The following is a 24,257-nucleotide window of genomic DNA, read 5'->3' as shown; positions in this document are numbered from 1 at the left end:
GTATTGCCACACTGCCATTGGGCGCTGTAGCTGTGCTGACTGTCAACGTATCGCCATCTACATCTGAGTCATTACTCAATACATTTATATTAACCAATGTGTCTTCATTAGTCGTTTGGCTATCAGCAGTAGCAACCGGTGCATCATTAACTGCGGTAATAGTTACACTCACACTGGAAGATGCTGTGCCACTATTACCATCATTAATACTATAGCTAATGGTATCTGTACCATTAAAGTTGGCATTAGGGGTATAATTTAAAGTTTGATCGCTTTGTATTGCCACACTGCCATTGGGCGCTGTCGCTGTGCTGACAGTTAACGTATCGCCATCTACATCTGAGTCATTACTCAATACATTTATATTAACCAATGTATCTTCATTAGTAGTTTGGCTATCAGCAGTAGCAACCGGTGCATCATTCACGGCTGTAATGGTAACCCCTACACTGGAAGATGCAGTGCCACTATTGCCATCATCAATACTATAACTAATGGTATCTGTACCATTAAAATCAGCATTAGGCGTATAATTTAAAGTTTGATCGCTTTGTATTGCCACACTGCCATTGGGCGCTGTCGCTGCGCTGACAGTTAACGTATCGCCCTCAATATCTGAATCATTGCTCAATACATTTATATTAACCAATGTGTCTTCATTAGTCGTTTGACTATCAGCAGTAGCAACTGGTGCATCGTTAACTGCGATAATAGTCACATTCACACTTGAAGATGCTGTGCCACTATTACCATCATTAATACTATAACTAATGGTATCTGTACCATTAAAATCAGCATTTGGCGTATAATTTAAAGATTGATCGTTTTGTATTACCACATTGCCGTTAGGCGCTGTAGCTGTACTGACAGTTAACGTATCGCCATCTACATCTGAGTCATTACTCAATACATTTATATTAACCAATGTATCTTCATTAGTAATTTGGCTATCAGCAATAGCAACTGGTACATCGTTAACTGCTGTAATTGTTAAGCTTACAGTGGATGAAACAGTCGCTTCACTTGAGTCACTAATACTATAATTGATTGTATCTGAGCCATAAAAGTTAGCATTAGGTGTATATGAAATACTAGTACCACTGACAATTGATGCAATACCATTACTGGCTGATGCAGATGTAATTGTTAATGTATCACCATCTACATCAGTATCATTAGCAAGCGCTAAGATACTAACTGTGGTGTCTTCATTTAATGTCTGGTTATCTGCAACTGCAACTGGATCATCATTGACTGCGGTAATAGTCACACTCACACTTGAAGATGCTGTACCACTATTACCATCATCAATACTATAACTAATGGTATCTGTACCATTAAAATTGGCATTAGGGGTATAATTTAAAGATTGATCGCTTTGTATTACCACACTGCCGTTAGGCGCTGTAGCAGTACTGAGAGTTAACGTATCGCCATCTACATCTGAATCATTGCTCAGCACATTTATATTAACTAATGTATCTTCATTAGTCGTTTTGCTATCAGCAGTAGCAACAGGCTCATCATTAACGGCTGTAATTGTTAGGCTTACAGTGGATGAAGCGGTTCTTTCACCAGAATCACTAATACTATAATTAATTGTATCCGATCCATTAAAATTTGAATTTGGCGTATATGAAATACTGGTACCACTGACAATTGATGCAATACCATTACTGGCTGATACTGATGTAATCGTTAATGTATCACCATCAGCATCAATATCATTAGCTAGCGCTAAAATACTAGCGGTTGTGTCTTCATTTAATGTTTGACTATCTGCAACTGCAATTGGCTCGTCATTAATAGCAGTAATTGTTAAATTTACAGTAGATGAGTCAGTTCCACCATTACCGTCACTTATTGTGTAGCTAATGGAATCAAAACCATTAAAATTCAGATTTGGACTATATGAAAGTATATTGCTAGATATAACAGATACAGAACCATTATTTGCAACTGCTGAAATAATGCTTAAAGCGTCTCCATCAACATCAGAATCATTCGCCAATGCAAATATATTTACTGAAGTATCTTCATTAATTGTTTGGCTATCAATGACAGCTTCGGGGTCATCATTTACAGGTATTATAGTTAAGTTAACATTCGCACTTGCAGAGCCTTCATTACCATCTGAAATACTGTAAGTAATAATATCAGAACCATTAAAATTTAAATTTGGACTATATGTAATACTCGTTGCAGAAATTATCGATACTGAACCATTACTTGCTGAAGCAGAAGTAATGGTTAATGTATCACCATCTTCATCTATATCATTTTCTAAAACAGAAATATTGACTGTATTATCTTCATCTAAAGATTGTTCATCAGCAACCGCAAGGGGTTCATCGTTAATTGGCAAAACGGTGACATCAACAGTTGATGATGCAACACCACCATTACCATCAGAGATGCTATAAATAATATTATCAGAACCATTAAAGTTTAAGTTAGGAACATACGATAAAGTTGTGCCTGCGATAATTAATACTGACCCATTATTTGCACTTGCTGCAGAAATATTTAAAGTATCACCGTCTTCATCTGTATCATTTGCTAATACGTTCAATGAAACAGCTTGATCTTCATTAGTTGAGCCTGAATCTGGGTTAGCGACAGGTGCATCATTTATGCTGATAATGGATACCACAACAGTTGCAGATGCTGTTCCACCATTATTATCTGATACTGTATAACTAATATTATCCTCAGAGTCAGTATTTTCAATTGGTGTATATAAAAGCGTATTATCACTATTGATTGAGACACTACCTATTGAAGCCGACGCAGCAGTTACTGTAAGTACATCACCGTCAATATCACTATCATTATTTAAAACATTTATGCTTATTAATGTTCCTTCTGTTGTGCTAGCTAAATCATCATTTGCAATAGGGTTATCGTTGACACTCGTTATAGTCAAAGTCACTTGTGCAACGTCAGTACCCCCTTCTCCATCACTTATTTCATATTCAAAACTATCTGAACCGAAATAGTTATTATTAGGTTCATATACAAAACTACCATCACTCGAAAGACTTAAATTACCATTAGTTGGGGAATTAAAAGCCTGAATAAAGACGGATAATTCATCGCTATCTTCATCTGTATCATTAGCTAATAAACCTGGTGCGCTAATATTTAAAATCGTATCTTCAGCAAGATTAAAAACATCATCATTACCAGTTGGTGCATTATTACTATTATTTATAGAAACGAATACTTTAGCTTGTGCTTCGCCACCTTGAAGATCCGAAATTACATACTCAATTTCAATGCTGCCTTCAAAGTTGGTCTCTGGCGTATAAATTAAAATATTTTCATCTGTGATCTCAACTGAGCCTATGGTAACAACTGCACTTGTTACCGATAAAATATCATTATCTATATCCGTATCATTTGCTAAAACTTCTATATTGACAGATGTGTTACTGAATGTTTGAGCATTATCGTCATTAGCAATAGGCAAATCATTAATACCATTAACTTCAATAGTAACTGTTTCAATGGACATTAAACCAAGTTCATCTATCACTTGATATTGAAAAGTGTCAGTACCAAAGAAATTTTCGTTAGGTATATAATTAAAAGCACCATTACTGGCCATATTTAATTGACCTTGTGCTGGTGATAGTAAAGTATCTATTTCAACTAACAATTCATCAAGATCTTCATCAGTATCATTAGAGAGGACCCCTTCATTAGTATTAATCGATAAAGTAGTGTCTTCGTCTGTAACATAATTGTCTGTTTGAGTGGTAGGTGCGGTATTTTTTCTTATCACTGTAATTAATACACCAGCTTGAGCCGTATTACCTTGTAAATCTGTAACCTCGTAAATAAAGCTATCTACACCATAATAGCCCGCATTAGGAAAGTAATTGAATGTGCCATTAGCACTCAAATTTAAGTCACCATGAACAGGTCCTCTAACAAGCGAATTACTTATGGTTAAACTATCGTTTTGATCGTTATCTGTATCGTTCGAAAGAATAGATTGTAAACTACTATTATCCACAATTAATGTTTGATCTTGCTGGATTTCATACATATCATTAGCGGCTACCGGAGGGAAACTATCGCCATTAAGGGTTATCACAACATTTGATTGCGCACTCCCACCTTGACCATCCGTTACTTGATAAGTAAAACTATCCGTACCTTGTGCCCCTTCATTTGCAGTATAAATAAACCCGCCATCAGATTTTAAAACTAAACTACCTTGTGTAGGTGCAATTATTGGCTCTGTGCTTAATGTTAAATTTTCACTATCTATATCTAAGTCATTGATGAGTAACCCTGGTGCAGGAACATCCAATAACACTTTAGAGCGCGCTTTGAAAGTAACGCTTGAAGGTCTTGCCAAAACACCATCAAGATTAAAATTATTGTAGGAAGATTCTGGCTCATCATTTGTTGCCAAAACTGAAATTACAACTAGTGCGGTATCTGTTTGACCAAGCTCATCCGATACTTCATATGTAAAAATATCACGACCACTAAAATCAGCTGCAGGCTCATAACTAAAACTACCATCTTGATTTATTATTAACTCTCCATTTTTAGGAGATGTAACAGGCGCTTGATTAATAATGACTTTACCATCTTCTTGATCGGTATCATTTACCAGTAGATTAGCTATTAGTGTTGTATCTTCATTTACCGAAAAAGCATCATTTTCAGCATTAGGAGGAAAGTCAGCGGCACCACTTAGCGCCGACACTTTTATTTGATCACTAAATGCGCTTTCTCCTGAGCCATCTACCCCAGTCACCACACTAAAAAACACTTTACTATCATTTTGATCTGTAAAAGCAAGTTCTGGATTTTTTAATGCTAAAAATGCTTGACCATCATTTAATGATTGATAGTTTTTATGATTAACTCCTGCACTAGAAGCTACATACACATTGTATCTTAAGTATCCACCTATACCTTGCCAGCTAAAGTCTATATTTCTTTCCGATCTTTCAGCGTTAAAACCTGTAATAACAACTGAACGCCATAAGAAATTAACACTATCAACTAGTACACGATTATTTTGGCTATCATCAATCCATAATTCTAACCTTAAATCCCCAGAGTTTTGCTCAAATTCAAGTGGATTAATACCAGTAACTGTTTTATGAAACTGTGTCCCACATTGCGATTCACACAATAAATACGCTTGAGGGAAGTTAGGGAATCCGATATAAACAGCATTGATACCATCGAGGTCTTCAACATCGATAGAAGCCGTTATATTCGCGCTTAACTGCTGATTATCAATAGGTAATCTAAAAGTACCAGATGAATTTGAGAAAGTATTTGATTGTACTTTGGCTGCTTTATAGGCCTTATCATTTGAAGTTTGTTTGTAATCAAAACTGACTAATTTATTTACAGTATCATCAATTAGCGCTGGTGGCACAGTTACATCTGTTTCAGTACCTTCTTCAACTTGTTCACTCGAATCAGAACAACTCATTAGCATTAAACAAATACAACATATATAAGTAAATTTTATTAATGAGTAACTCATCATGCCTCCTACTTATTAATCGAGCTAGATCTAAAACTACCGCTGGCAGAAATGTCTCTATTATCTATTTCGAATAAACTGAAATTTGTTAAAGTATGGCTCAAATCATTTATAAAAAAAGCTTCGATATTCCCATCAGCCTTGTTATTCCCGTGTGATGCAAAGTTCACATTTAATTCAAAAGCATCGACATTAATAATCCCATTGAAAGCTGCAAACCATTCACCTGCATTGTCATTAAAAGACAAGTATCCAGTGGAAATAATACCCGTATCAAAATTTACCGTCATACTTGCATCAAAATTAGTCACCTGCCCTAAACTACTATTAACGGCAACTTCGCTAAGATTATCGTAAGAAATCGTACCTGTTTTTTCTAATATAAGATCTGCTAGGTTGTTAGGGGGTACCAATACATCAACTTCATCTTGAAATGGTTCTACAATCAATTCTAATTCTTCAATGGCGGGTTCTGGTATCCAATCATTTTCAACAACTGGGTTTTCTACGACTTCAATATCTTCATCAACAATCGTTTCTGGTTCTTGTACTGTTTCAGATTTTTTTGTTTCTACTTCAGATTGATTTTCCCCCTCTTTGTTAAGCTCTTCATCTTGGATTGAAAAATCTTCCTCATTATCTGATTTTGGATCTGAACTATGTCCTTCATTAAAATTATTCGGTGGTAATAACAACTCTGTAACTTCTCCCGTTTCATCTATTTTTGCATAAGAAAAATCTTCACCTTCACCTAAAGAAAGCTCAGTACCACCAGCACTCACATCTATATTTAAATCTACCGCCCCTTGCCATACTGCAACAAATACTTCGCCATTAATAATCTCTATCTCATAATGTGTACCACGTATTCCGATACTGCCAATCGGTGTTTTGAGTTTATAATTTCCTTTTTCAGATTTTATTGCGCCAGTAACAGATCTGAGCCCGCCTTTTAGTAATTCCATCGTCACCGAGCCTGTTTTATCCGTGGCATTGAACTCATACTCAGAAATTAATAATTCACTATTCTCTTTTAAAGAAACCATACCGCCATCAAGCATTTTTAATTGAGTCTTACTATTGCTTGCTGTTTTTACTAAATCAACATCATAAATCGGCGAGCGTCTTTTTAACTTTCTTTGTGTTGCCGATTTAGCTTGAATAGCTTGCACTGTGCCTTTGGCTATAATTGTTTTCCCTGCTGGTTTTGTTGCAAAAACCGCAAATGAAGCAGTCAAAGATAGAACACACGTAAATATAAAAAACAGTTGATTCTTAAAGTAATAATTCATTTTTAAACCTTTAAAATTGCTTCATAAGTCCCAAAGAAAATTCATTTCTATCATATTCATAAATCGGTAAATTACTTTCTTTTTGCGCATGCTTAAAGCTAAGCTGCCATGTCCAATTATTTTCTAAATAATAACGCCAGCTAATACTGCCTCTATATAAGGATTCATCTCTGATCTCTAACCAAAAAGGATGCATATCCTCATAATTATAATCCTGATATTGAACTAAGAAATTGAGTTGATGGTATTGAGATACAAAATAACTGGTTTGATATTGCAATAAATATAAATCGTAAGCGTTGTAATCACTATTTTGCGACGTAGCATCGATTTTGCTCACATTTGCTTGTATTTGATGCCAAAATTCGCCTTGACTATACTGCGCGCCCAAACCAAAAAATAAATCTCTCGAGTCTAGCTCATCGAGTGAAGCATAAACTGAATTACCCAAACCTATTTGCAATGAAAAGTTAATAGATTTACTAAAAGGAAAAATAAAACTACTTTCTAAACCATATTGATTTCGATACATAGCTGAATCAAGTAATAAAGGTCTAAAATAGGCTCCTATCTGAAAAGTAGCCCAGGACCACTCATCCTGATATTTTGCAGAGATTTGCGCAATACTACTTTGAAACTGATTATTTTTACTTTCTTTATAATCAGTATGAAACAAAGCCATTTCAGTGATGAATAATTGTTTTTGATTGATTGGCGTTTGATACCTTAATTGATAATTTAAATATAAAGCTTCATCAGAGGTTTCTTGGCTTTCTTGAGATAATTGAATTGGTTGGTTGAATAAAGGAGATTGGAACTCGTCTAAAATCGCACCGCTGTTAATATTACTATCATGGCCAATTGAAATGCCTATCAATTGAGTTAACTTTTTTTGTTTATTTAATAAGGTTTGCTCTATTGCATTTAAGAATACAGAAACGGTTTCTTTAAGTTTTTCATCTCTAACAAGTGGTTGAAGCTTATTTAATTCATTTTTAGCTGCCAGTAAATTATCAATATAAAAATAAGATTTTGCTAGATTAAATCGCGCTAACTGCCACTTTGGCCTCACAATAACGGTGCGCTCAAGCGCAAAAACAGCTTCTTGATACTTACCAACTTTAACCGCAGCAATACCAATTAAAAAATCAAATGTAGGTTCCCCAGCATAATCAAAAATATACTCGTCAGAAAAGGTTAAAGCAGCTTCATATTGCTTATTTTTTATTAATTGATTTAATTCATCAAAAACTTGTTTTTTACTCAAAGCCTGAGATTGAAAACATACAAGCATGAGAAATAAATACAATAAACAAGATTTAGATACCTTAAAATTTAGGCTCATATAACTTCCTGAAAGTTAGCTTTTATTTGATGTCTTAAAAAATGAAATATTTACTTATTAAAACTAGCACAGGATTTTGATTTAACAATTAAAAAACAAATTGGTAAATCGTATTTTAATTAAAGAGTAAAAGCGACAGGAGCAAAGACAAGATACAAAGATTCATTTAAAGAAAGATATACATGAGGTTAATAGTTTATAAGCTAAGTCATATAAAGAATTAGCTTATGCCAGGGATTTTCCCCATAAAAAAAGAGAAAACTAAAAACGGGGATAAAATACTAAGTACACTCATTATAAAATAGAGTAAAATTGATTTCGTAGATTCTGTTGTGAAATATGAAATATTAATAATGCGTTCCTAATTTATTTAAACTAAAACCATATTAACTTTTGAATATGGTACTTTTATTAATTTATATCAAAAAAACAGCTAAAACTAATGTTTAATTATGAAATCTTGTAACAATTATTTAAAATATTTCAATGTCTTTCGACTTATATAAAAGGAAACCATTATTAACAATAACTCACCTTTGTTAAATTCATATTTGGCAGATATTAAAAATGTAGTTAAATCAGCACCTATTTTAGATTTAGCATCAGGTTCAGGTCGAAATGGCCTTTATCTTGTAAATAATGATCTATCAGTTATATTTAGCGATATTAGACATGAAGCCTTAGAAGAAACGAAAGAAAATATTGCATCAAATAAAAAACATCTCGCTCACTTTTGGCAAGTTGACTTTGAACAAGATACTAATGAACTAAAAGATAAACACTTCTCTGGTGTATTAGTTTTTAGATATCTCCATAGGCCATTATTTGAAAATATCAAAAACGCAGTTCTACCTGGCGGTTTTATTATTTATGAAACCTTCACTCTAGGAAATGAGAAATATGGCCGCCCTAAGAATCCAGACTTTTTATTAGCCAAAGGTGAGCTTATTGAACAATTTAAAGGTTGGCAGATATTACATCAATTTGAAGGTATTATTGAAGTTAATGGTAATAAACAAGCAATAGCTCAAATAGTAGCTATTAAGCCTGAGATTTAATAAAAAAGAGATATATATCTTCATTTATACCTCTTTTTTATATTTACAAGCTACTCCCCTATATCTTCATTCCATAACTCTGGCTTTTCATCTATAAACTGACTCATCAAATCTTTACATAGCTGATTATCTAAATTTATAACTTCAACACCTCGGGATATCAAGTATTCTTCAGGACCTTTAAAAGTCACATTTTCACCGATCACAACCTTAGGTATGCCATATAACAAAACCGCACCACTGCACATATCACATGGCGACAAAGTAGAATACAAAGTTGCTTGCTTATACTCACTTGCTTTTATTCTGCCACCATTTTCTAAGCAATCCATCTCCGCATGAAGTACTGAGCTACCTTTTTGAACCCTTTTATTATGTCCTCTGGCCACAACTTCATTATCAATTACTAAAACTGAACCGATTGGGATCCCGCCTTCATCTAGTCCTGATTTAGCCTCTTCAATTGCTAAAGCTAAAAACTTTTCCATGTTATTCCTTGCTGCATTTATATGTAACTTAAATCATAAGTCCATAAACTATAGTCGATTTATTTATCTATGGGTGCAGCCATTTGATCTAAAGCTTGAATTTTTACTTTTCGACGACCGCCTAATTCAGAATACAACATGCCTGCAATGATTAAACTTGCGCCTATCCAGCCCTTAATACCTAACTGTTCATCTAATATAAAATAAGCTGCTATATGAGCAAATATAGGCTCTAAAGCAAAAATTAATGCTACTTTATGCGGCTCTATTAATCTCTGACTTGATGTTTGAGCCCAATATGCAAAAGCACTAGCCAACAGCGCAGAATATAAAATAGCGCCAATCACATTTTTATTATTAAGTTGATCCATTAAACTCATATAGGCATCTGTTGCTTCCATATTCATTTCAAACAACGCAGCGACTGCGCTATAACAAGTAACAGCGCCTAATTGCAAAATACTTAATGGAATAATCGCAAAACGGCCTCCATATCTTGCCATCAATGAAATATGACTGGCATAACATACAGCGCTAAGCGCAACTAAAACATCTCCTTTATTAAATTCAAGTTTATCGCCCATAGTTAAAAAATATAAACCGATAGATGCTGTTAAAACACTTAGCCAAACTTCTTTGCCAACTTTTATTTTAAATAATAAAAACCCAATAATTGGCACTAAAGGGACACACATGCCAGTAATAAAACCCGTATTAGAAACACTGGTATATAATAAACCTTGAGTTTGTAATGAAAAACCTAAAAACAACAATAAACCTAAGCCAAACCCAGCTTTAAAAAGTTGCCTATTGGTATACTTAAATTCACTTTTATCTGGTTTTTTCATAAAAAAGAGTAAAGGTAATAAAGCCAGAGTGGCAACACCAAATCGAAAAGTATTAAAAGTATTTACTGGCATTATTTCAATGGCATCATCAACAACCACAAATCCGATGCCCCAAATCAAATTAACCAAAACCAAAGCCCAAAAGGCCATGACAGGAGTCCGTATCATTAATATATTCCTATTCTAAATTTAATTAAGTCTTCTTATCATTATCAATAAAAATTAGCTATTTTTACACCCTTTTACTATCTTAATTGATTGTACCTGTCTTATCTTGAAGTTACTTTTATAAATGGAGCTTATACTTTGATTTATGTTGATAATTTAGTTTTAGACGATGTTGCACGTGGGTTTCATATTCCAGCTAAACCTGAAATATTGCATGAATTTAAACAAATCATGAGTGATGAAAATGCCAGTATTTCTGATGAAGCCAAAATTGTTTCTAAAGATATCAGTTTATCATCAGCCATTCTTAAAACAATTAATTCTCCATTTTTTGGTATTACAAGAACCATAAGCAATATTCATCAAGCTGTATGCTTTATTGGTATGGAAGGGGTTAATTATCTCGCTACTGCCCTATTGTTAAAAAAAGCTTTTGTAGGTGAAACAAGCTGTCTTTCATTTGATAAATTTTGGTCTGATGCAACTAATATTGCAAATGCCATGATGTTTATTAGTGACAACCTCTCCTGTGATATACCAACAGACAGTTTATATGCCGTAGGTTTATTTCATGATTGCGGCATTCCCGCTATGGCTTTGCAATATAATGACTATAAAAATACTTTAGATGAAGCTGATGAGCTAGGTTTTAATTCTGTCATTATAGAAAATGAAAAATATGGAACAAATCACGCCATTGTCGGCTATTACATCGCATCATCATGGCATTTACCAAAAGAAATTTGCAACATCATACTCCAGCACCATGAACTTGATTTTTTATTTAAAGTGACAGGTTCAAATGAACAACTTATATATGCAACATTAAAAATGGCTGAAAATATTACTGAAAGAAAACTAAGGTTCAGACAATCTAGTGATTGGCAATTTATTGGTGAGGATGTACTTAATGTATTAGGTATCAATAGCGATGAATATGCTGATTTAGAAGAAAAATACTGCAATATAGATTTATAGATATATTCGGTGGATTACACTAGATTTTAGCTATCCACCCTCTCAAGTTTTCTTAGCTAATTTTTTAACCTTTTATTAATTTGTTCATTAAAACACTTCCCCGTATAATCTTATGCTTAATTATATTTAAATGAGCCGACCATGACAGATAACAATCAAACACTGACCACATTTTTAGCTGATATTAAGCCAACACAAACACTTTGGGCGCTTCAAGATAAGGAAAGTGAAGATTGGGTTGTTTTAGATTCTATTAATTTTGAAAACGCAGATGTTATGCCAACATGGTCAAGTAGTGAACTTGCTCAACTTCATTGTGTCGATGAATGGAAAAACTATACGCCAGCGGAAATATCAGTAGCTGAATGGCTTGAATTTTGGGTTGAAGATTTAAATGAAGATGGTGTGATCATAGGTGTGAACTGGCAAGAAGAAGGCGAATGTCTAGAGCTTGATTTATCAGCATTTAGCCAAGCAATTGCAACTATCGAAGCCCTATAAAATTAAATAGATATATATCAAAAAACGGCCCCCTTACTAAAGTTTGGGGGCTATTTATCATCTTTTTGCGACTAAATCCTTCTGACGCCTTATTTTTTCACCAGACTGTAATCGTTCTGCACCACGAATAATCACCTCTGTACCCGCATTAATATTGCCAGACACCGATACCCACTCACCAATTCCTAAGCCAACCAATACATTTATTTTTTGCGCTTCATCATTTTCATCAACCGTTAAGATGAATGTTTCTTTTTCCCTTACAATCAATGCATCTCTTGGCACTAATGTCGCCATTTTGGTTGCACTTTTTGGTAAAGAAACCGTCACAGCAGAGCCTGAGACAAGATTTAAACCATCGGCAGATAAATGTACATCAAAAGTACGTGATAATGGATCCCCAGCTTGGCTCCAAGCTCTCACAGATAACTCAATTAAGTTTTGCTGCCATTTAACCATTACCTTACTATTTTCTTGTAAAAAAGGCGCAATATTAATGGGTGCTGCAATCTTAATATCTAAGTGATGCGTATCAACTAACTGAACTAAAGGACGTCCTACCGCGATAAGTTCACCAATATTTACAAAACGTTGACTGATACTGCCAGTAAATGGTGCTTTTATTTGGGTTTTTTCTATGGCCAATTGCGTTAAGGCAATTTGAGAACTTAAAGCCAATGCTTCATTTTGTGATACCGCTAAATCTTTAGTAATACGTTCAAGCTCACTTAATGCAGTATTATTCATTTTATTAAGCTTAGACATACGTTTTTTCTGTTTTAACAAATAATCAGATTCTGCTTGAGATTGCTTTAATTGCGCTTGTCTTTGCGCCAATTGTAGCTTCAAGTGTCGATTATCAATTGTCGCAATAACCTGGCCTTTTTCAACTTTAGCACCAATATCTTCCACCCATAATAACTGCCCTGTTTGCTCTGCTGAAATAGGCGAATTGGTTCTGCTGATCACGTTACCTGGTAGCCAAGTTGTTGGATTGACTTGTTCATTTTTAACTGTCTCTACAGTTACCAGTTTTGCATCTTTATCGCCTGCAGCCATCACTATAGTACTTGTTAACATGCCTGCTAATATTAAACTCATCGTGAATTTTTTCATGAGATATTCCTTAAATTATTTTTCAGCAGCAACATTTGCTACAGGTACTAAACTTGAATCATTTTTTAACGATTTTTTAAAACCAAAATCTTTTGCACTGAGCCTTAATAAACAAGGTAAAAGTACAATAGTAAAAATAGTACTTACAGCTAATCCACCAACAATAACACCAGCTAAACCACGGTAAATAACACTACCAGCACCGGGTACAAGTAACAGAGGTAACATGCCAAAAAAGCTGGTTGCTGTGCTCATAAAAATGGGTCGTAAACGTAAAGTGAGCGCTTGCTCAATTGCTGACTCACGGTTTAGCCCATTTTTCTGCGCTAAGCGAGTTTGATGCACCAATAAAATGGCATTATTTACAACTAATCCAAGTAAAATAACAAAACCAATCATGGTTAATAGATCGAGTGGTTGGAATACAAATAGGTTAAGTATTTGCAGCGCTAAAATACCACCAACCGTTGCTAAAGGAATGGTGATCACCACCAAAGCACTGTCTTTTACTGAACGAAATAAAGCAGCCATTAATAAGAATAGAATCACTAAGGCAAAGGCAAAGTTCTCACTCATTATGCCTATGGCTTTTTCAAGCTGATCTGCACTCCCCCCGTATATAATATTACCGTCAGCAGGCATGACTTGCGCTATTTTTGGTGCAACTTGCTCTTTTAGCACCGCAATTGTTTCTTCTAAAGACCAACCTTGTGGCGGGTTAATATTAATACTAATAGTACGATTACCATCAATTCTCGTTAAACGAGAAGGTCCCGCTGTTCTATCTATTGTTACAAGTTCTGATAACTGATTAATTGCGCCATTACCTGTCACGATGGGCACTTCTCCCAGTGAATCGGGATCACTCCAGCCATCTGCACGTAAAATCATATTTAAACGTTTAGTACCATTGAAATACTCTCCAACGTATAAACCATCGCCTAAAGTACGTACCACACGACCTACATCTCTGCGGTCCCAACCTTGTTCTAAAATATTTCTATCGTTTGGTGTCAGTCGAATCTCTGGTTCTGCCATTTCAAGACCAGGGTTCGCTCTGGCACTTACATCAGGTATGGCATCTTTAACCCACTCTAGTGTTTGTTTGGCAACTTGCTGTAATGCATTGCTGTCTTTCGATTGCAAATGCATTTGCACACTGCGCCCACCACCAAAACCACCAAATAAATTACCTTGTCGTGCAAATGCACTGGTATCAGGCAAATCAACTAAAATTTCATTTTTAACGACATCAAGTAACTCATTCACTTTAGATTGATCTTTGGCTCTAATGCCTAAATTACCGCCAAATGGGCCACTAAAAATATAATAATTCTTAAGTGCAGGCTCTTTTGTGCCATCCATATAAGGTTTTAAACGCTCAACAATAGGATTAACCACTTCTTTTTCTAACGTTTTAACATTCGTACCTGGCGGGAAACGTAAGTTAGCATCAACCGCATCTCGTTTTACGGGCGGTAAATAATCTAGTTTAGGCATTGCCATATAAGTGATTGCAACTGGTAGTGCTAGTAGCGTAGTAGACAATACTAAGCGTTTAATTGAGCTATTTGTAATCGACATTACTAAGCTAGTAATTTTATTCCATAAACCTTGATTCGGGTCTACTATGCTACGGTCATGTAAAAAGTATTTAGTCAGCACAGGTAATAAAACAGCAGCAACCAATAAAGAGACTGAAACAGCGATAGCAATAGTCAGCGCCAAATCTCCGAATAACTGCCCTTCTATATCTTTTAAAAAGAATACAGGTAAAAAGATTGCAACCGTGGTTGCTGTAGAGGCTAATAGTGCTCCCCAAACCTGCTTAGAACCTAGCTCTGAACTTTTATGATTATCATGACCTTGCTCACGCATTCTTAGGATATTTTCAAGTACCACAATCGCAGCATCAAGCACCATGCCCACCGCAAATGCTAACCCGGCTAAAGAAATCACATTTAATGAGCGACCAGTGATCTGTAAAACGATAAAAGTAGAAAATAAACTAATCGGAATCGCAGTGGCGATTATTAAAGTTGCTCTCATTCGGCGTATAAATAGCCATAACACAGCAAGGGATAAAATAACGCCAGCAAATAAATTGCTTGTCACTAAATTAATCGCACGGTAAATAAATACAGAGGCATCAAATGATTGCACCATCACTAACTGTTTATCAGCAAGTACTTCTTCATTAATTAAAGCCACTTCATCTTTTACGCGATTTAATGTTTCAAGTACATTGGCACCATTGGCTTTATCTATACGAAATGAAAATGCAGGGTTACCATTTTGAATGGCAAGTTGTTGTCTATCTTGTCGGCTAACTGAAATTTTTGCGACATCACCTAAACGAATATTACTAAAGTTTCTGGACTCTAAAATTAAGTCAGATAATTCATCCACTTTATATTTACCATTAAAACGTAGCGTATATTGTCTGCGACCAACATCGATAAAACCGCCCGAAATATCATTGCTTGCCGATACCAACGAAATTAATTGCGGAATTTGAATGCCATATTGCGCGACTTTAATTGGATCGAATCTTATTTGTAACTCTTCTCGGTTTTGATCTGAAAAAGTTTGAACACCTGCAACGCCATTAATAGACTCTAATCGTGGTCGAATAACATCATCGGTAAAATCAATATAGTCGCTGATGGATTTATCATTGCCCGGCAAAGCTTGTAAGAAAAACCAGGTTAGCGCAGGGTTATTACCACCAAAACCACCTAACATAATACGTGGTGGTAAAGCGTCTCTTGGTTGGTTTTGCACTCTGGTCATACGGCTGATCACTTCAATCAGTGTTTGCTCCATGTCGGTTTCAACACCAAAGACCAAATTAATAAACCCACCGCCTTGATTCGCAAATGCATTCATAGAGCGTAATCCAGGAATACCTTTTAATACTTGCTCTTGCGGTTCTAGGATTTCTGATTCAACTTCTTTAGGAGAAGCTGCACGCCACTGTGTTTGAATTGCAATACGAGGTCGTTCTATATCCGGAAATAGCTGCACCGGTAGTTTAAATAAACTTATCACACCAACTAGCAAAATAAGCGCCACAGTGACAGCGACTGCTGCCGGACTTTTAAGCGCTGCTGAAATCAATTTCATGTCAATCTCCAACCAGAATTCGATTTAACAAATGAGAAATAATAACTAAAAAGTTAGCAGGCTTAGTAAATATAAAAAGAGCCTTTTCGGTGAATGACAGTGAAAACAGGACAAATCACTTTGCTGAAATTCCTTGTTAAGACCTGACACAAAATGACATATCTTTGTATGCCTAAACACATAGAAATACCTTTAAAGAGAACAAAAACACCAACTCATAATTCGATGAATAAGCGCTTTTTTATAAACATATCTGTAATTAATTCCAAGTTTAACCCTGCCGTAACCTTGCTTTGTTTATACTGAATGTAATTCTATATTTAATTGCTTCAAACCAACTGAATTACAAAGACAATTTTAGTCTACACTTTATTCAGTTATATAAACGGAGAAAGCCTCATGCGTGCTTGCCTAACCTTAATGATACTCACAATTGGACTTTTCGGTTGTAGTAAACCTGAAGTCACTCAAGAACAAGTGATCAGACCCATAGCTTGGACTCAAGTACAATTAAGTAACTTAGATCAAGTTAGACGATTATCTGGCATTATTCAGCCAGTAGAAGCCACTAACTTAAGCTTTCAAGTAGGTGGCAAGGTCGATACAGTAAAGGTGAAATTGGGTGATGCTGTTACCCGTGGTGATACGTTAGCTATGCTAGATAAACGTAGTTTTATTTTCAGCCAGCAATCATCACAGGCTAATTTACAAAAAGCAAAGTCTGCATTAGTAGAAGCAAAAAATGAATTTCAACGATATACAGAATTATCTAAACAAGGTTTAGTGTCTAAATCTGGATTTGATAATGCACAAGCCGCATTTCAATCGGCCACCAGCGCAGTAAACTTAGCAAAAACGCAATTAGATATTTCAACTAAAGACTTAAATGATAGTCAATTAAAGGCCCCTTATAATGGACGAATTACTAAGCGTAGCATAGAGCCATCAATGCAAATCACGCCAGGACAAACTGTATTTGAAATTGAAGGTGAAGACGGTTTAGAAGTACAAATCATGGTACCCGAAACACTAATTCGTGATTTATCAACAGGTAATAAAATGCAAATACACTACCCCGCATTTCCTGAGTTAACGGGTGATGGTACCGTAACTGAAATTGGTACTCGCGCACAAACCGCCAATGCATTTCCGGTTACAGTATTAATCGATTCTTCCGTGGTTGGTTTAAGAGCAGGTATGACAGCTGAGGTCGACTTTACGTTTGAAGGTGTTGGTCGTACAGGTTATCGTGGTCAAACATTTCGCCTACCTTTATCTGCTATCGGAGCAGGTTCGGGCCAATCTTCTTATGTGTTTGTATATGATGAAAAGACTCAAACAATCTCAAAGCGTGTTATACAAACAGAAAATATCATTGATAACCAAGTCATGATTTCATCAGGACTAAAAACAAGTGAAATTATCGCAACTGCCGGTGTCAGTTTTTTACGTAATGGCCAAAAAGTGCGTTTACTTGATAAACATGTAAAACAATTTAACTAATTTTTGATAATTGAGGCTTGAAAATGAATTTAACTCAAATCGCTTTTACGTATCGAAAATCTGTTTTGATGGTTTTAGCACTGTTATTAATAAATGGCCTTTTTGCGTATTTCACTTTACCTGCGCAAGAAGATCCATCTATCACAATTCGTAATGCCATAGTGACTACGTCATATCCAGGCATGGCACCAGAACGTGTAGAACAATTAATTACCCGAACTTTAGAAAAAGAAATTCGTAAAATTCCAGAAGTAGAAAAACTGACATCAACATCTACCACAGGTCAATCAGTGATCCATGTTGAAATCTATGATAGATATTTTAATTTAGACAATATCTGGCAAGATTTACGTAACAAAGTAAAACAAGCTGAGGCGAATTTACCCGACGGCACACGCACTCCTTTTGTAAATGACTCCTTTGGTGATGTATCTGTTGTCACCCTAGCCCTTACTTCTGATGGTTTTTCTATGGGAGAGTCCCATGATATTGCAAAACATATACGAGACCATATTTATTCAGTCGCGGGTACTAAAAAAGTAGATATTCTTGGTATTCAGGATGAGCGTATATTTTTAGAAGCCAGCTCAGCAAAACTATCTCAATTAGGTATTTCACCTCAAGCGGTGATCAATGCTTTGCAAAAACAAAATATTATAAGTCCAGGTGGTCGTATCGATACAGGCGCAAAATCATTTGTAATTGAACCTACAGGTAACTTCAATTCAATTGATGAAATTGGCAATACCCATATTTCAATTCCTGGCACTGGCGATACCATTGCACTAAAAGATATTGTTCAATTAAGTAGAGGTTATATTGATCCGCCCCATCAGCCTGCTTATTTTAATGGCAAACCTGCCATTATGCTTTCAATTGCCATGCTGCCAAACTTTAATTTATTAGAATACGCACCACGAGTAAAAGCTAAAATAGGTGATGTGCAAAGTACTTTACCAATTGGCTACAATATAAATATTGCGACATATCAAGCAGAACAAGTTGAACGCACAGTAAAAGGCGTATCAATAAACGTATTACAAACACTCGCTATTGTACTAGTTGTAGTTATTTTCTTTTTAGGTATGCGTACAGGCTTGATTGTAGGATCTATTGTGCCTTTTGTTATGCTTACAACTTTAGCTATCATGCAATATAGCGGCATGGTTTTAGAAAAAATGAGCTTAGCCACCTTAATTATTGCGCTGGGATTATTAGTTGATAACGGCATTGTCGTTGCTGAAGATTTTAAACGTCGAATTGAAGATGGCCAAGAGCGTTTTGAAGCTATGTGCCAAGGCGGAAAAGAGCTTGCTTTACCGCTACTGAGCTCATCAGCTACCACGATCTTTTTCTTTTTACCGCTGATACTCGCTGAGCATGTTGCAGGCGAATTTACCCGCGCGATTTCACTGGTTATTCTAATTACCTTATTAACCAGTTGGGTTTTGGCTTTATGTGTTACCCCTACATTATGTTATTTCTTTATCAAAAAAGAAAAGTCATCTTCGGACAATAAAAACGAATCACAAAACAGCGTGTTTTATCAAAAATATGAAGCATTTTTACATTGGGTGTTAAGTCATAAAGCAATATTTATGATTGCGATGTTTGCGCTATTATTTGCATCATTGACAGCATTTAAATTTGTTTCTCATCAGTTTTTTCCAGATTCTGATCGTACACAAATCATGATGTACGTTGATTTACCAAACGGCACATCAGCTAAAGAAACCAACCGACAAATGAAACAAATATTCTCTTGGCTTGATGATAAAAAGGCCTTTCCTGAAATCACCAGCTATTCAGGTTATTCAGGGTTTAATGGTCCACGATTTGTTTTAACCTTAACACCTGAAGACCCTGCCGATAATAAAGGCTTTGTAGTATTAAATGTAAAAGCTGGTACAGACTTAAATATGATGGTGAGTAAATTACATAATGGATTAATTGAAAACTTTCCTAATGTATTTGGTCGCGTAAAACGTATGTTTGCTGGACCATCTGATTCAAGCTCTATAAAAATTCAGGTAAAAGGTCCAGATAAAGACATTATTTATGCCAAAGCACAAGAAATCATGGATGTATTATATCAAGTGCCGCATACCAAAAATATTCGCACCGACTGGGAAAACCGCATTGTAAAAGTCATGGTAAAAATAGATCAGCATAGGGCACGTCGTGCTGGTGTAACATCTGATGATATTGCAACTGCACTTAAAGGCTTTTTCAATGGTACCAATATCACTGAATTTAGAGAAGGCGATGACATTATTCCTATTCTGCTTAGGGCAAATGATAACGAACGCTTTAATCTAGATAGATTGCGCACCGCTTCTGTTTTTTCTAATACTTCAGGGCTTGCAATACCATTATTTCAAGTAGCAGATTTTGTCCCTGTTAATCAGTATTCGAAGATTCAACGTGAAGATATGTTTAATACTGTGAGCGTAGAAGCTGCCAATACAGCGATGACAGCACAAGATTTACAAAAAGTGATAGATAAAGATATTGAGGCACTTAAAGATGATTTACCTGTAAATCATAGTATTGAATATGATGGTGTTATTACACAATCTGCCGATGCACAGCAAGCTTTAGGCGCGAGTATGCCTATGGTAATAGGTTTTATATTAATTCTATTAGTGATTCAGTTTAACTCATATAGACGCGCATTAATTATTGTACTGACAATTCCACTTCTGATCATAGGTACGGTAAGTGGTTTATTAATAATGAATGCCCCTTTTGGTTTTATGGTCACTTTAGGTATATACAGCCTTGCAGGCATCATTATCAATAATGCGATTGTTTTAATTGATAGAATTGATATTGAAATAGCCAATGGTGTTGCCCAATATCAAGCTGTGATCAACTCTTGTATGACACGCCTAAGACCCATTACCATGACCACAGTAACAACGATTATGGGTTTATTGCCTTTAATATTAAACAAAGATCCATTATTTTACGGCATGGCAAATGTCTTAGCCTTTGGTTTAGGTGTTGGCACAATATTAACTTTAGGCGTAGTGCCTGTATTGTACGCCGCTTTTTTTAAAGTTGAACCTCAGCACTAACTTTGATGGAGCTGTAGTATTAACTACAGCTTCATACTCTTAATTATGACAATAAATATTCTGATAAAATGAAAGCACATATACTACTGGTCGAAGATGACCTCGATTTAGCCGCGACCATAATTGATTACCTTGAAATCGAAGACATATGCTGTGATCATGCAGCTAATGGCTTGATAGGGCTGCAATTAATTGAAAAAAATAATTATGATGTAGCAATTTTAGATATTAATATGCCGCAGATGAATGGCCTAACATTATGTAAATCTATTCGTGAACTTGGCTCTAACATGCCTATATTGATGCTCACAGCACGCGACTCACTCCCTGATAAACTTGCAGGTTTTGATGTTGGTACTGATGACTACATGGTAAAACCCTTTGAAATGTTGGAATTGGTAGCGCGTATCAATGTATTATCTAAGCGACAAAGCGGTCAATCTGAACGTTTTTCAATTGCTGATTTAACTGTTGATTTTAAATCTAAAGTGGCCAAACGCCACCAGCGTGAACTTAAGCTTTCACCAACCGGGTGGATTTTACTAGAGGTATTATTACGTAAATCTCCACAAGTGCTCAGCCGAGAGCAGTTATCTCGTGCTATTTGGGATGATGAGATCCCAGATAGTAATAGCTTAAAAGTACATATTTTTAAACTTCGCCAACAAATAGACTCTGAGGGTGAATCTAAATTATTAAAAACAATTTCAGGACAAGGATTTGCAATAAAGCAATAAACGGAAGCTCGATTAAATGAATAATAATAAAACGTTACGCAAATATGTGATCACAGCGCATTCTATTATTGCTTGTATGGTCGTACTCATTTATACCGCATTGGTAAATATTTATTTTGTAAATGGTTTAGACGAAGGCAACTTTCAAGACTTACATCTTGAAGCTAAAAGCTTTACCCAAGCATATAACAATAACAAACAACCAGAAATTCCAAACTCAATTCACTTTAAAGGTTTTATTAATTGGCAGTCAGTACCAGCCCAGATAAAAAAATACTTTCCAGAGTTAGAGTTTGCATCACAATTACAAATGCACAGTAAAAGGTTAAATCTCGAAGGCCTGCCAATGTCTTGGCCAGAACAAGTTATTTTTGTTTTAGCTCAACCTTTAAATGATGGCAATATCTTTTATTTAACCAGACAAATTGATATAGAAACTTACCAAGCTTTAAGTAAAAACAATATTAAAAATATGTTTAAGCTTACCTGGCCTTTAGCATTACTCTTTTTAATTATCATGCATTTATATGTACATTTTATTTTAAAACGCACTATGCGTCCATTACATCACTTAGGTACTTGGATTGACAATCTCACATTAAACAATGTAACAGATCCCATTCCTGATTTTGAGTTTAATGAGCTAAAAAAAATTGCATTTCAACAGCAAAAAGCCATGTTAAGGATCAGTGATGTATTAGACAAAGAGCAAGCATTTTTACGCCACGCAAGCCATGAACTGAGAACACCTATTGCTGTAGTTAAAAGCAATGCACAATTGATGGAACGCCGTGAAGATAACCCAAAAAACCAAACATCGATTGAGCGAATAAAACGCGCTGCTTTAAATATGCAACATATGACAGAAACCTTATTATGGCTAAGTCGTGAAGATGAAAACGAAAAATTAATTATCAGCGATATTAATATCTCAGATATGATCAAACACCTTCTTGAAGATAACCAATACCTATTACAAGGAAAAACCGTAGAGCTTAACTTTGAAATTGATGAACTAACCCTAAAATTAGCACCCACCCCATGTCGTTTAATTTTAAACAATATAATCCGTAATGCATTTCAATATACGGCTCAAGGCAATATTAACATTTATTTTGAAAGTAAAATTTTAATTATTGAGAATATCAATACAGGTAAAACTGAATTTGAAAGCGAGAATTCAGATTATGGTTATGGATTGGGCCTTCAACTTGTCGATAAAATTATTAGGAAAATGAATTGGCAATATGAAAACAAACAAATATTGGGCGGTAGAAAAGTAACTATCGACTTTAGATAATTGTTTTAATTAGTTTTTATACTTACGCCCTATCATCTTTTGGAGACCCCATAACAACGTGAGTCGTTATTGATGCAACATGGGCTGACGTCCCCAAAACATCGGTGTGGAATTTTTTATAGCTAACTAAATCAGTTGTCTCCACCCTTAATAAATACTCAAAAGGTCCTGTAATATTGTGGCATTCCTTTACCTCTTCAGATAATGTGATGGCGCTTTCAAATTCAAGTTGCGCATCTTTAGTATGACTAGATAAACCAACTGTCACATAAGCAACACAGCCGATGCCTAACTGAGTTTGATTAAGCACAGCTCTGTAACCTTTAATGGTATTTGAACGCTCTAGCTCTTGAACTCGCCTTAAACATGCTGATGCAGACAAACCAACACGATTGGCCAATTCAGCATTACTGATCCTGCCATCCAATTTCAATTCACGCAATATTCTTGCGTCTATTTTATCTAATTCGATCATAAGTTGCGAATAACCCTCTTATCACAGCAATAAAGCAAGATAATTTAATAAGATTAAAATTATAATTGTTTTAACAATTAAGCAAGAAATTATGACATCAAGAGGCTCTTATGAATATTGAAATATTAACTGCACTGGCCACATTTGCCTTCGTTTCATCTATTACACCAGGCCCAAATAACTTAATGCTCATGTCATCAGGAGCAAATTTTGGTTTTAAACTTACAATCCCACATATGTTAGGTGTCAGTTTAGGTTTTGTATTTATGGTGTGCTTAGTAGGCGCTGGTTTAATTCAAGTATTTGATATTTATCCTATAACTTATCAAGTATTAAAAGTGTTTAGCGTGATTTACCTTGTATATTTAGCTTATAAAATTGCCACTAGTAAACCGATTGAAGATCACAAACCCAATAACTCTAAGCCATTTACATTTTTACAAGCTGCTATGTTCCAGTGGGTAAATCCAAAAGCGTGGACTATGGCATTAACCGCGATAAGCGTTTATTCCCCTTCTAAAAACATGGAGTCAATCTTGTTAGTTGGTATTGTATTTGGCGCTATTAACTTACCTTCTGTTGGAGTTTGGACTGTATTAGGACAGCAACTCAAACGTTTTTTAACCAGTGACATTAAATTAAGAATATTTAACATCACTATGGCGTTATTATTAATTGCGAGTTTATATCCTATGGTAATTTGATCAGATTGGCTAGA

The 24,257-nt window shown here is 35.3% G+C and carries 16 protein-coding genes; 8 read left to right on the top strand and 8 right to left on the bottom strand.

The annotated features are described in order from the left end of the window. From KO527_RS04935 to KO527_RS04925, 3 genes are all read right to left on the bottom strand, one after another. On the bottom strand, positions 1 to 5,524 hold a 5,524-nt coding region (locus KO527_RS04935; RefSeq protein ID WP_216039254.1), incomplete at its 3' end, for an Ig-like domain-containing protein. Between the two features lie 8 nt (positions 5,525 to 5,532). Then, positions 5,533 to 6,816 carry a FecR family protein gene (locus KO527_RS04930; protein WP_216039253.1) on the bottom strand — a complete coding sequence of 428 codons (1,284 nt, stop codon included), beginning with the start codon at positions 6,814 to 6,816 and terminating at the stop codon, positions 5,533 to 5,535. Between the two features lie 10 nt (positions 6,817 to 6,826). After that, positions 6,827 to 8,161: a hypothetical protein gene (locus KO527_RS04925; protein WP_216039252.1), complete on the bottom strand. Its 1,335-nt coding sequence runs from the start codon at positions 8,159 to 8,161 to the stop codon at positions 6,827 to 6,829. A gap of 551 nt (positions 8,162 to 8,712) precedes the next feature. Between KO527_RS04925 and KO527_RS04920 the strand changes: the two genes are divergently transcribed. Further along, a complete protein-coding gene (locus KO527_RS04920) occupies positions 8,713 to 9,219 on the top strand; it encodes a class I SAM-dependent methyltransferase (protein WP_252733432.1) in 507 nt (168 codons plus the stop codon). 50 nt (positions 9,220 to 9,269) lie between these two features. On the opposite strand, the gene KO527_RS04915 is transcribed toward KO527_RS04920, so the two are convergent. Together KO527_RS04915 and KO527_RS04910 are read right to left on the bottom strand one after the other, a co-directional pair. Beyond that, positions 9,270 to 9,707, bottom strand: coding sequence for a nucleoside deaminase (locus KO527_RS04915; RefSeq protein WP_216039250.1), 438 nt, complete (start codon positions 9,705 to 9,707; stop codon positions 9,270 to 9,272). Between the two features lie 59 nt (positions 9,708 to 9,766). Next, on the bottom strand, positions 9,767 to 10,723 hold the full coding sequence (locus tag KO527_RS04910; RefSeq protein WP_216039249.1) for a DMT family transporter: 957 nt from the start codon (positions 10,721 to 10,723) through the stop codon (positions 9,767 to 9,769). 138 nt (positions 10,724 to 10,861) lie between these two features. On the opposite strand from KO527_RS04910, the gene KO527_RS04905 reads away from it, so the two are divergent. Both KO527_RS04905 and KO527_RS04900 read left to right on the top strand, forming a co-directional pair. Then, on the top strand, positions 10,862 to 11,701 hold the full coding sequence (locus KO527_RS04905) for an HDOD domain-containing protein (RefSeq protein ID WP_216039248.1): 840 nt from the start codon (positions 10,862 to 10,864) through the stop codon (positions 11,699 to 11,701). Between the two features lie 141 nt (positions 11,702 to 11,842). Then, positions 11,843 to 12,202 (top strand): DUF2750 domain-containing protein, encoded by a 360-nt coding sequence (locus tag KO527_RS04900; RefSeq protein ID WP_216039247.1) that lies wholly within the window; start codon positions 11,843 to 11,845, stop codon positions 12,200 to 12,202. Between the two features lie 57 nt (positions 12,203 to 12,259). On the opposite strand, the gene KO527_RS04895 is transcribed toward KO527_RS04900, so the two are convergent. Further along, positions 12,260 to 13,318 carry an efflux RND transporter periplasmic adaptor subunit gene (locus KO527_RS04895; RefSeq protein ID WP_216039246.1) on the bottom strand — a complete coding sequence of 353 codons (1,059 nt, stop codon included), beginning with the start codon at positions 13,316 to 13,318 and terminating at the stop codon, positions 12,260 to 12,262. 15 nt (positions 13,319 to 13,333) lie between these two features. Next, on the bottom strand, positions 13,334 to 16,444 hold the full coding sequence (locus KO527_RS04890) for an efflux RND transporter permease subunit (protein WP_216039245.1): 3,111 nt from the start codon (positions 16,442 to 16,444) through the stop codon (positions 13,334 to 13,336). Positions 16,445 to 16,843: 399 nt separating this feature from the next. Between KO527_RS04890 and KO527_RS04885 the strand changes: the two genes are divergently transcribed. The 4 genes from KO527_RS04885 (at position 16,844) to KO527_RS04870 (ending at position 23,064) form a co-directional block, all read left to right on the top strand. After that, positions 16,844 to 17,947, top strand: coding sequence for an efflux RND transporter periplasmic adaptor subunit (locus KO527_RS04885; protein WP_216039244.1), 1,104 nt, complete (start codon positions 16,844 to 16,846; stop codon positions 17,945 to 17,947). Positions 17,948 to 17,970: 23 nt separating this feature from the next. Next, positions 17,971 to 21,027, top strand: coding sequence for an efflux RND transporter permease subunit (locus KO527_RS04880; protein WP_216039243.1), 3,057 nt, complete (start codon positions 17,971 to 17,973; stop codon positions 21,025 to 21,027). Between the two features lie 68 nt (positions 21,028 to 21,095). Further along, complete coding sequence (locus KO527_RS04875; protein WP_216039242.1) at positions 21,096 to 21,764, top strand: response regulator transcription factor; 669 nt, start codon at positions 21,096 to 21,098, stop codon at positions 21,762 to 21,764. 16 nt (positions 21,765 to 21,780) lie between these two features. Continuing rightward, positions 21,781 to 23,064, top strand: coding sequence for a HAMP domain-containing sensor histidine kinase (locus KO527_RS04870; RefSeq protein WP_216039241.1), 1,284 nt, complete (start codon positions 21,781 to 21,783; stop codon positions 23,062 to 23,064). A gap of 22 nt (positions 23,065 to 23,086) precedes the next feature. Here KO527_RS04870 and KO527_RS04865 read toward each other — a convergent pair whose 3' ends face one another. Further along, entirely contained in the window at positions 23,087 to 23,539 is a 453-nt protein-coding gene (locus KO527_RS04865; RefSeq protein WP_216039240.1) for an Lrp/AsnC family transcriptional regulator, read from the bottom strand. A 110-nt stretch (positions 23,540 to 23,649) separates the two neighbouring features. On the opposite strand from KO527_RS04865, the gene KO527_RS04860 reads away from it, so the two are divergent. Next, positions 23,650 to 24,243, top strand: a complete 594-nt coding sequence (locus tag KO527_RS04860) for a LysE family translocator (protein WP_216039239.1) — start codon at positions 23,650 to 23,652, stop codon at positions 24,241 to 24,243. The last annotated feature ends 14 nt before the right edge of the window (positions 24,244 to 24,257 follow it).

This window comes from Pseudoalteromonas sp. C2R02 (assembly GCF_018860845.1).
Lineage (GTDB): Bacteria > Pseudomonadota > Gammaproteobacteria > Enterobacterales > Alteromonadaceae > Pseudoalteromonas.
Note: the sequence above shows the minus strand (reverse complement) of the source record. Positions and strands in the feature narration are given on the sequence as shown.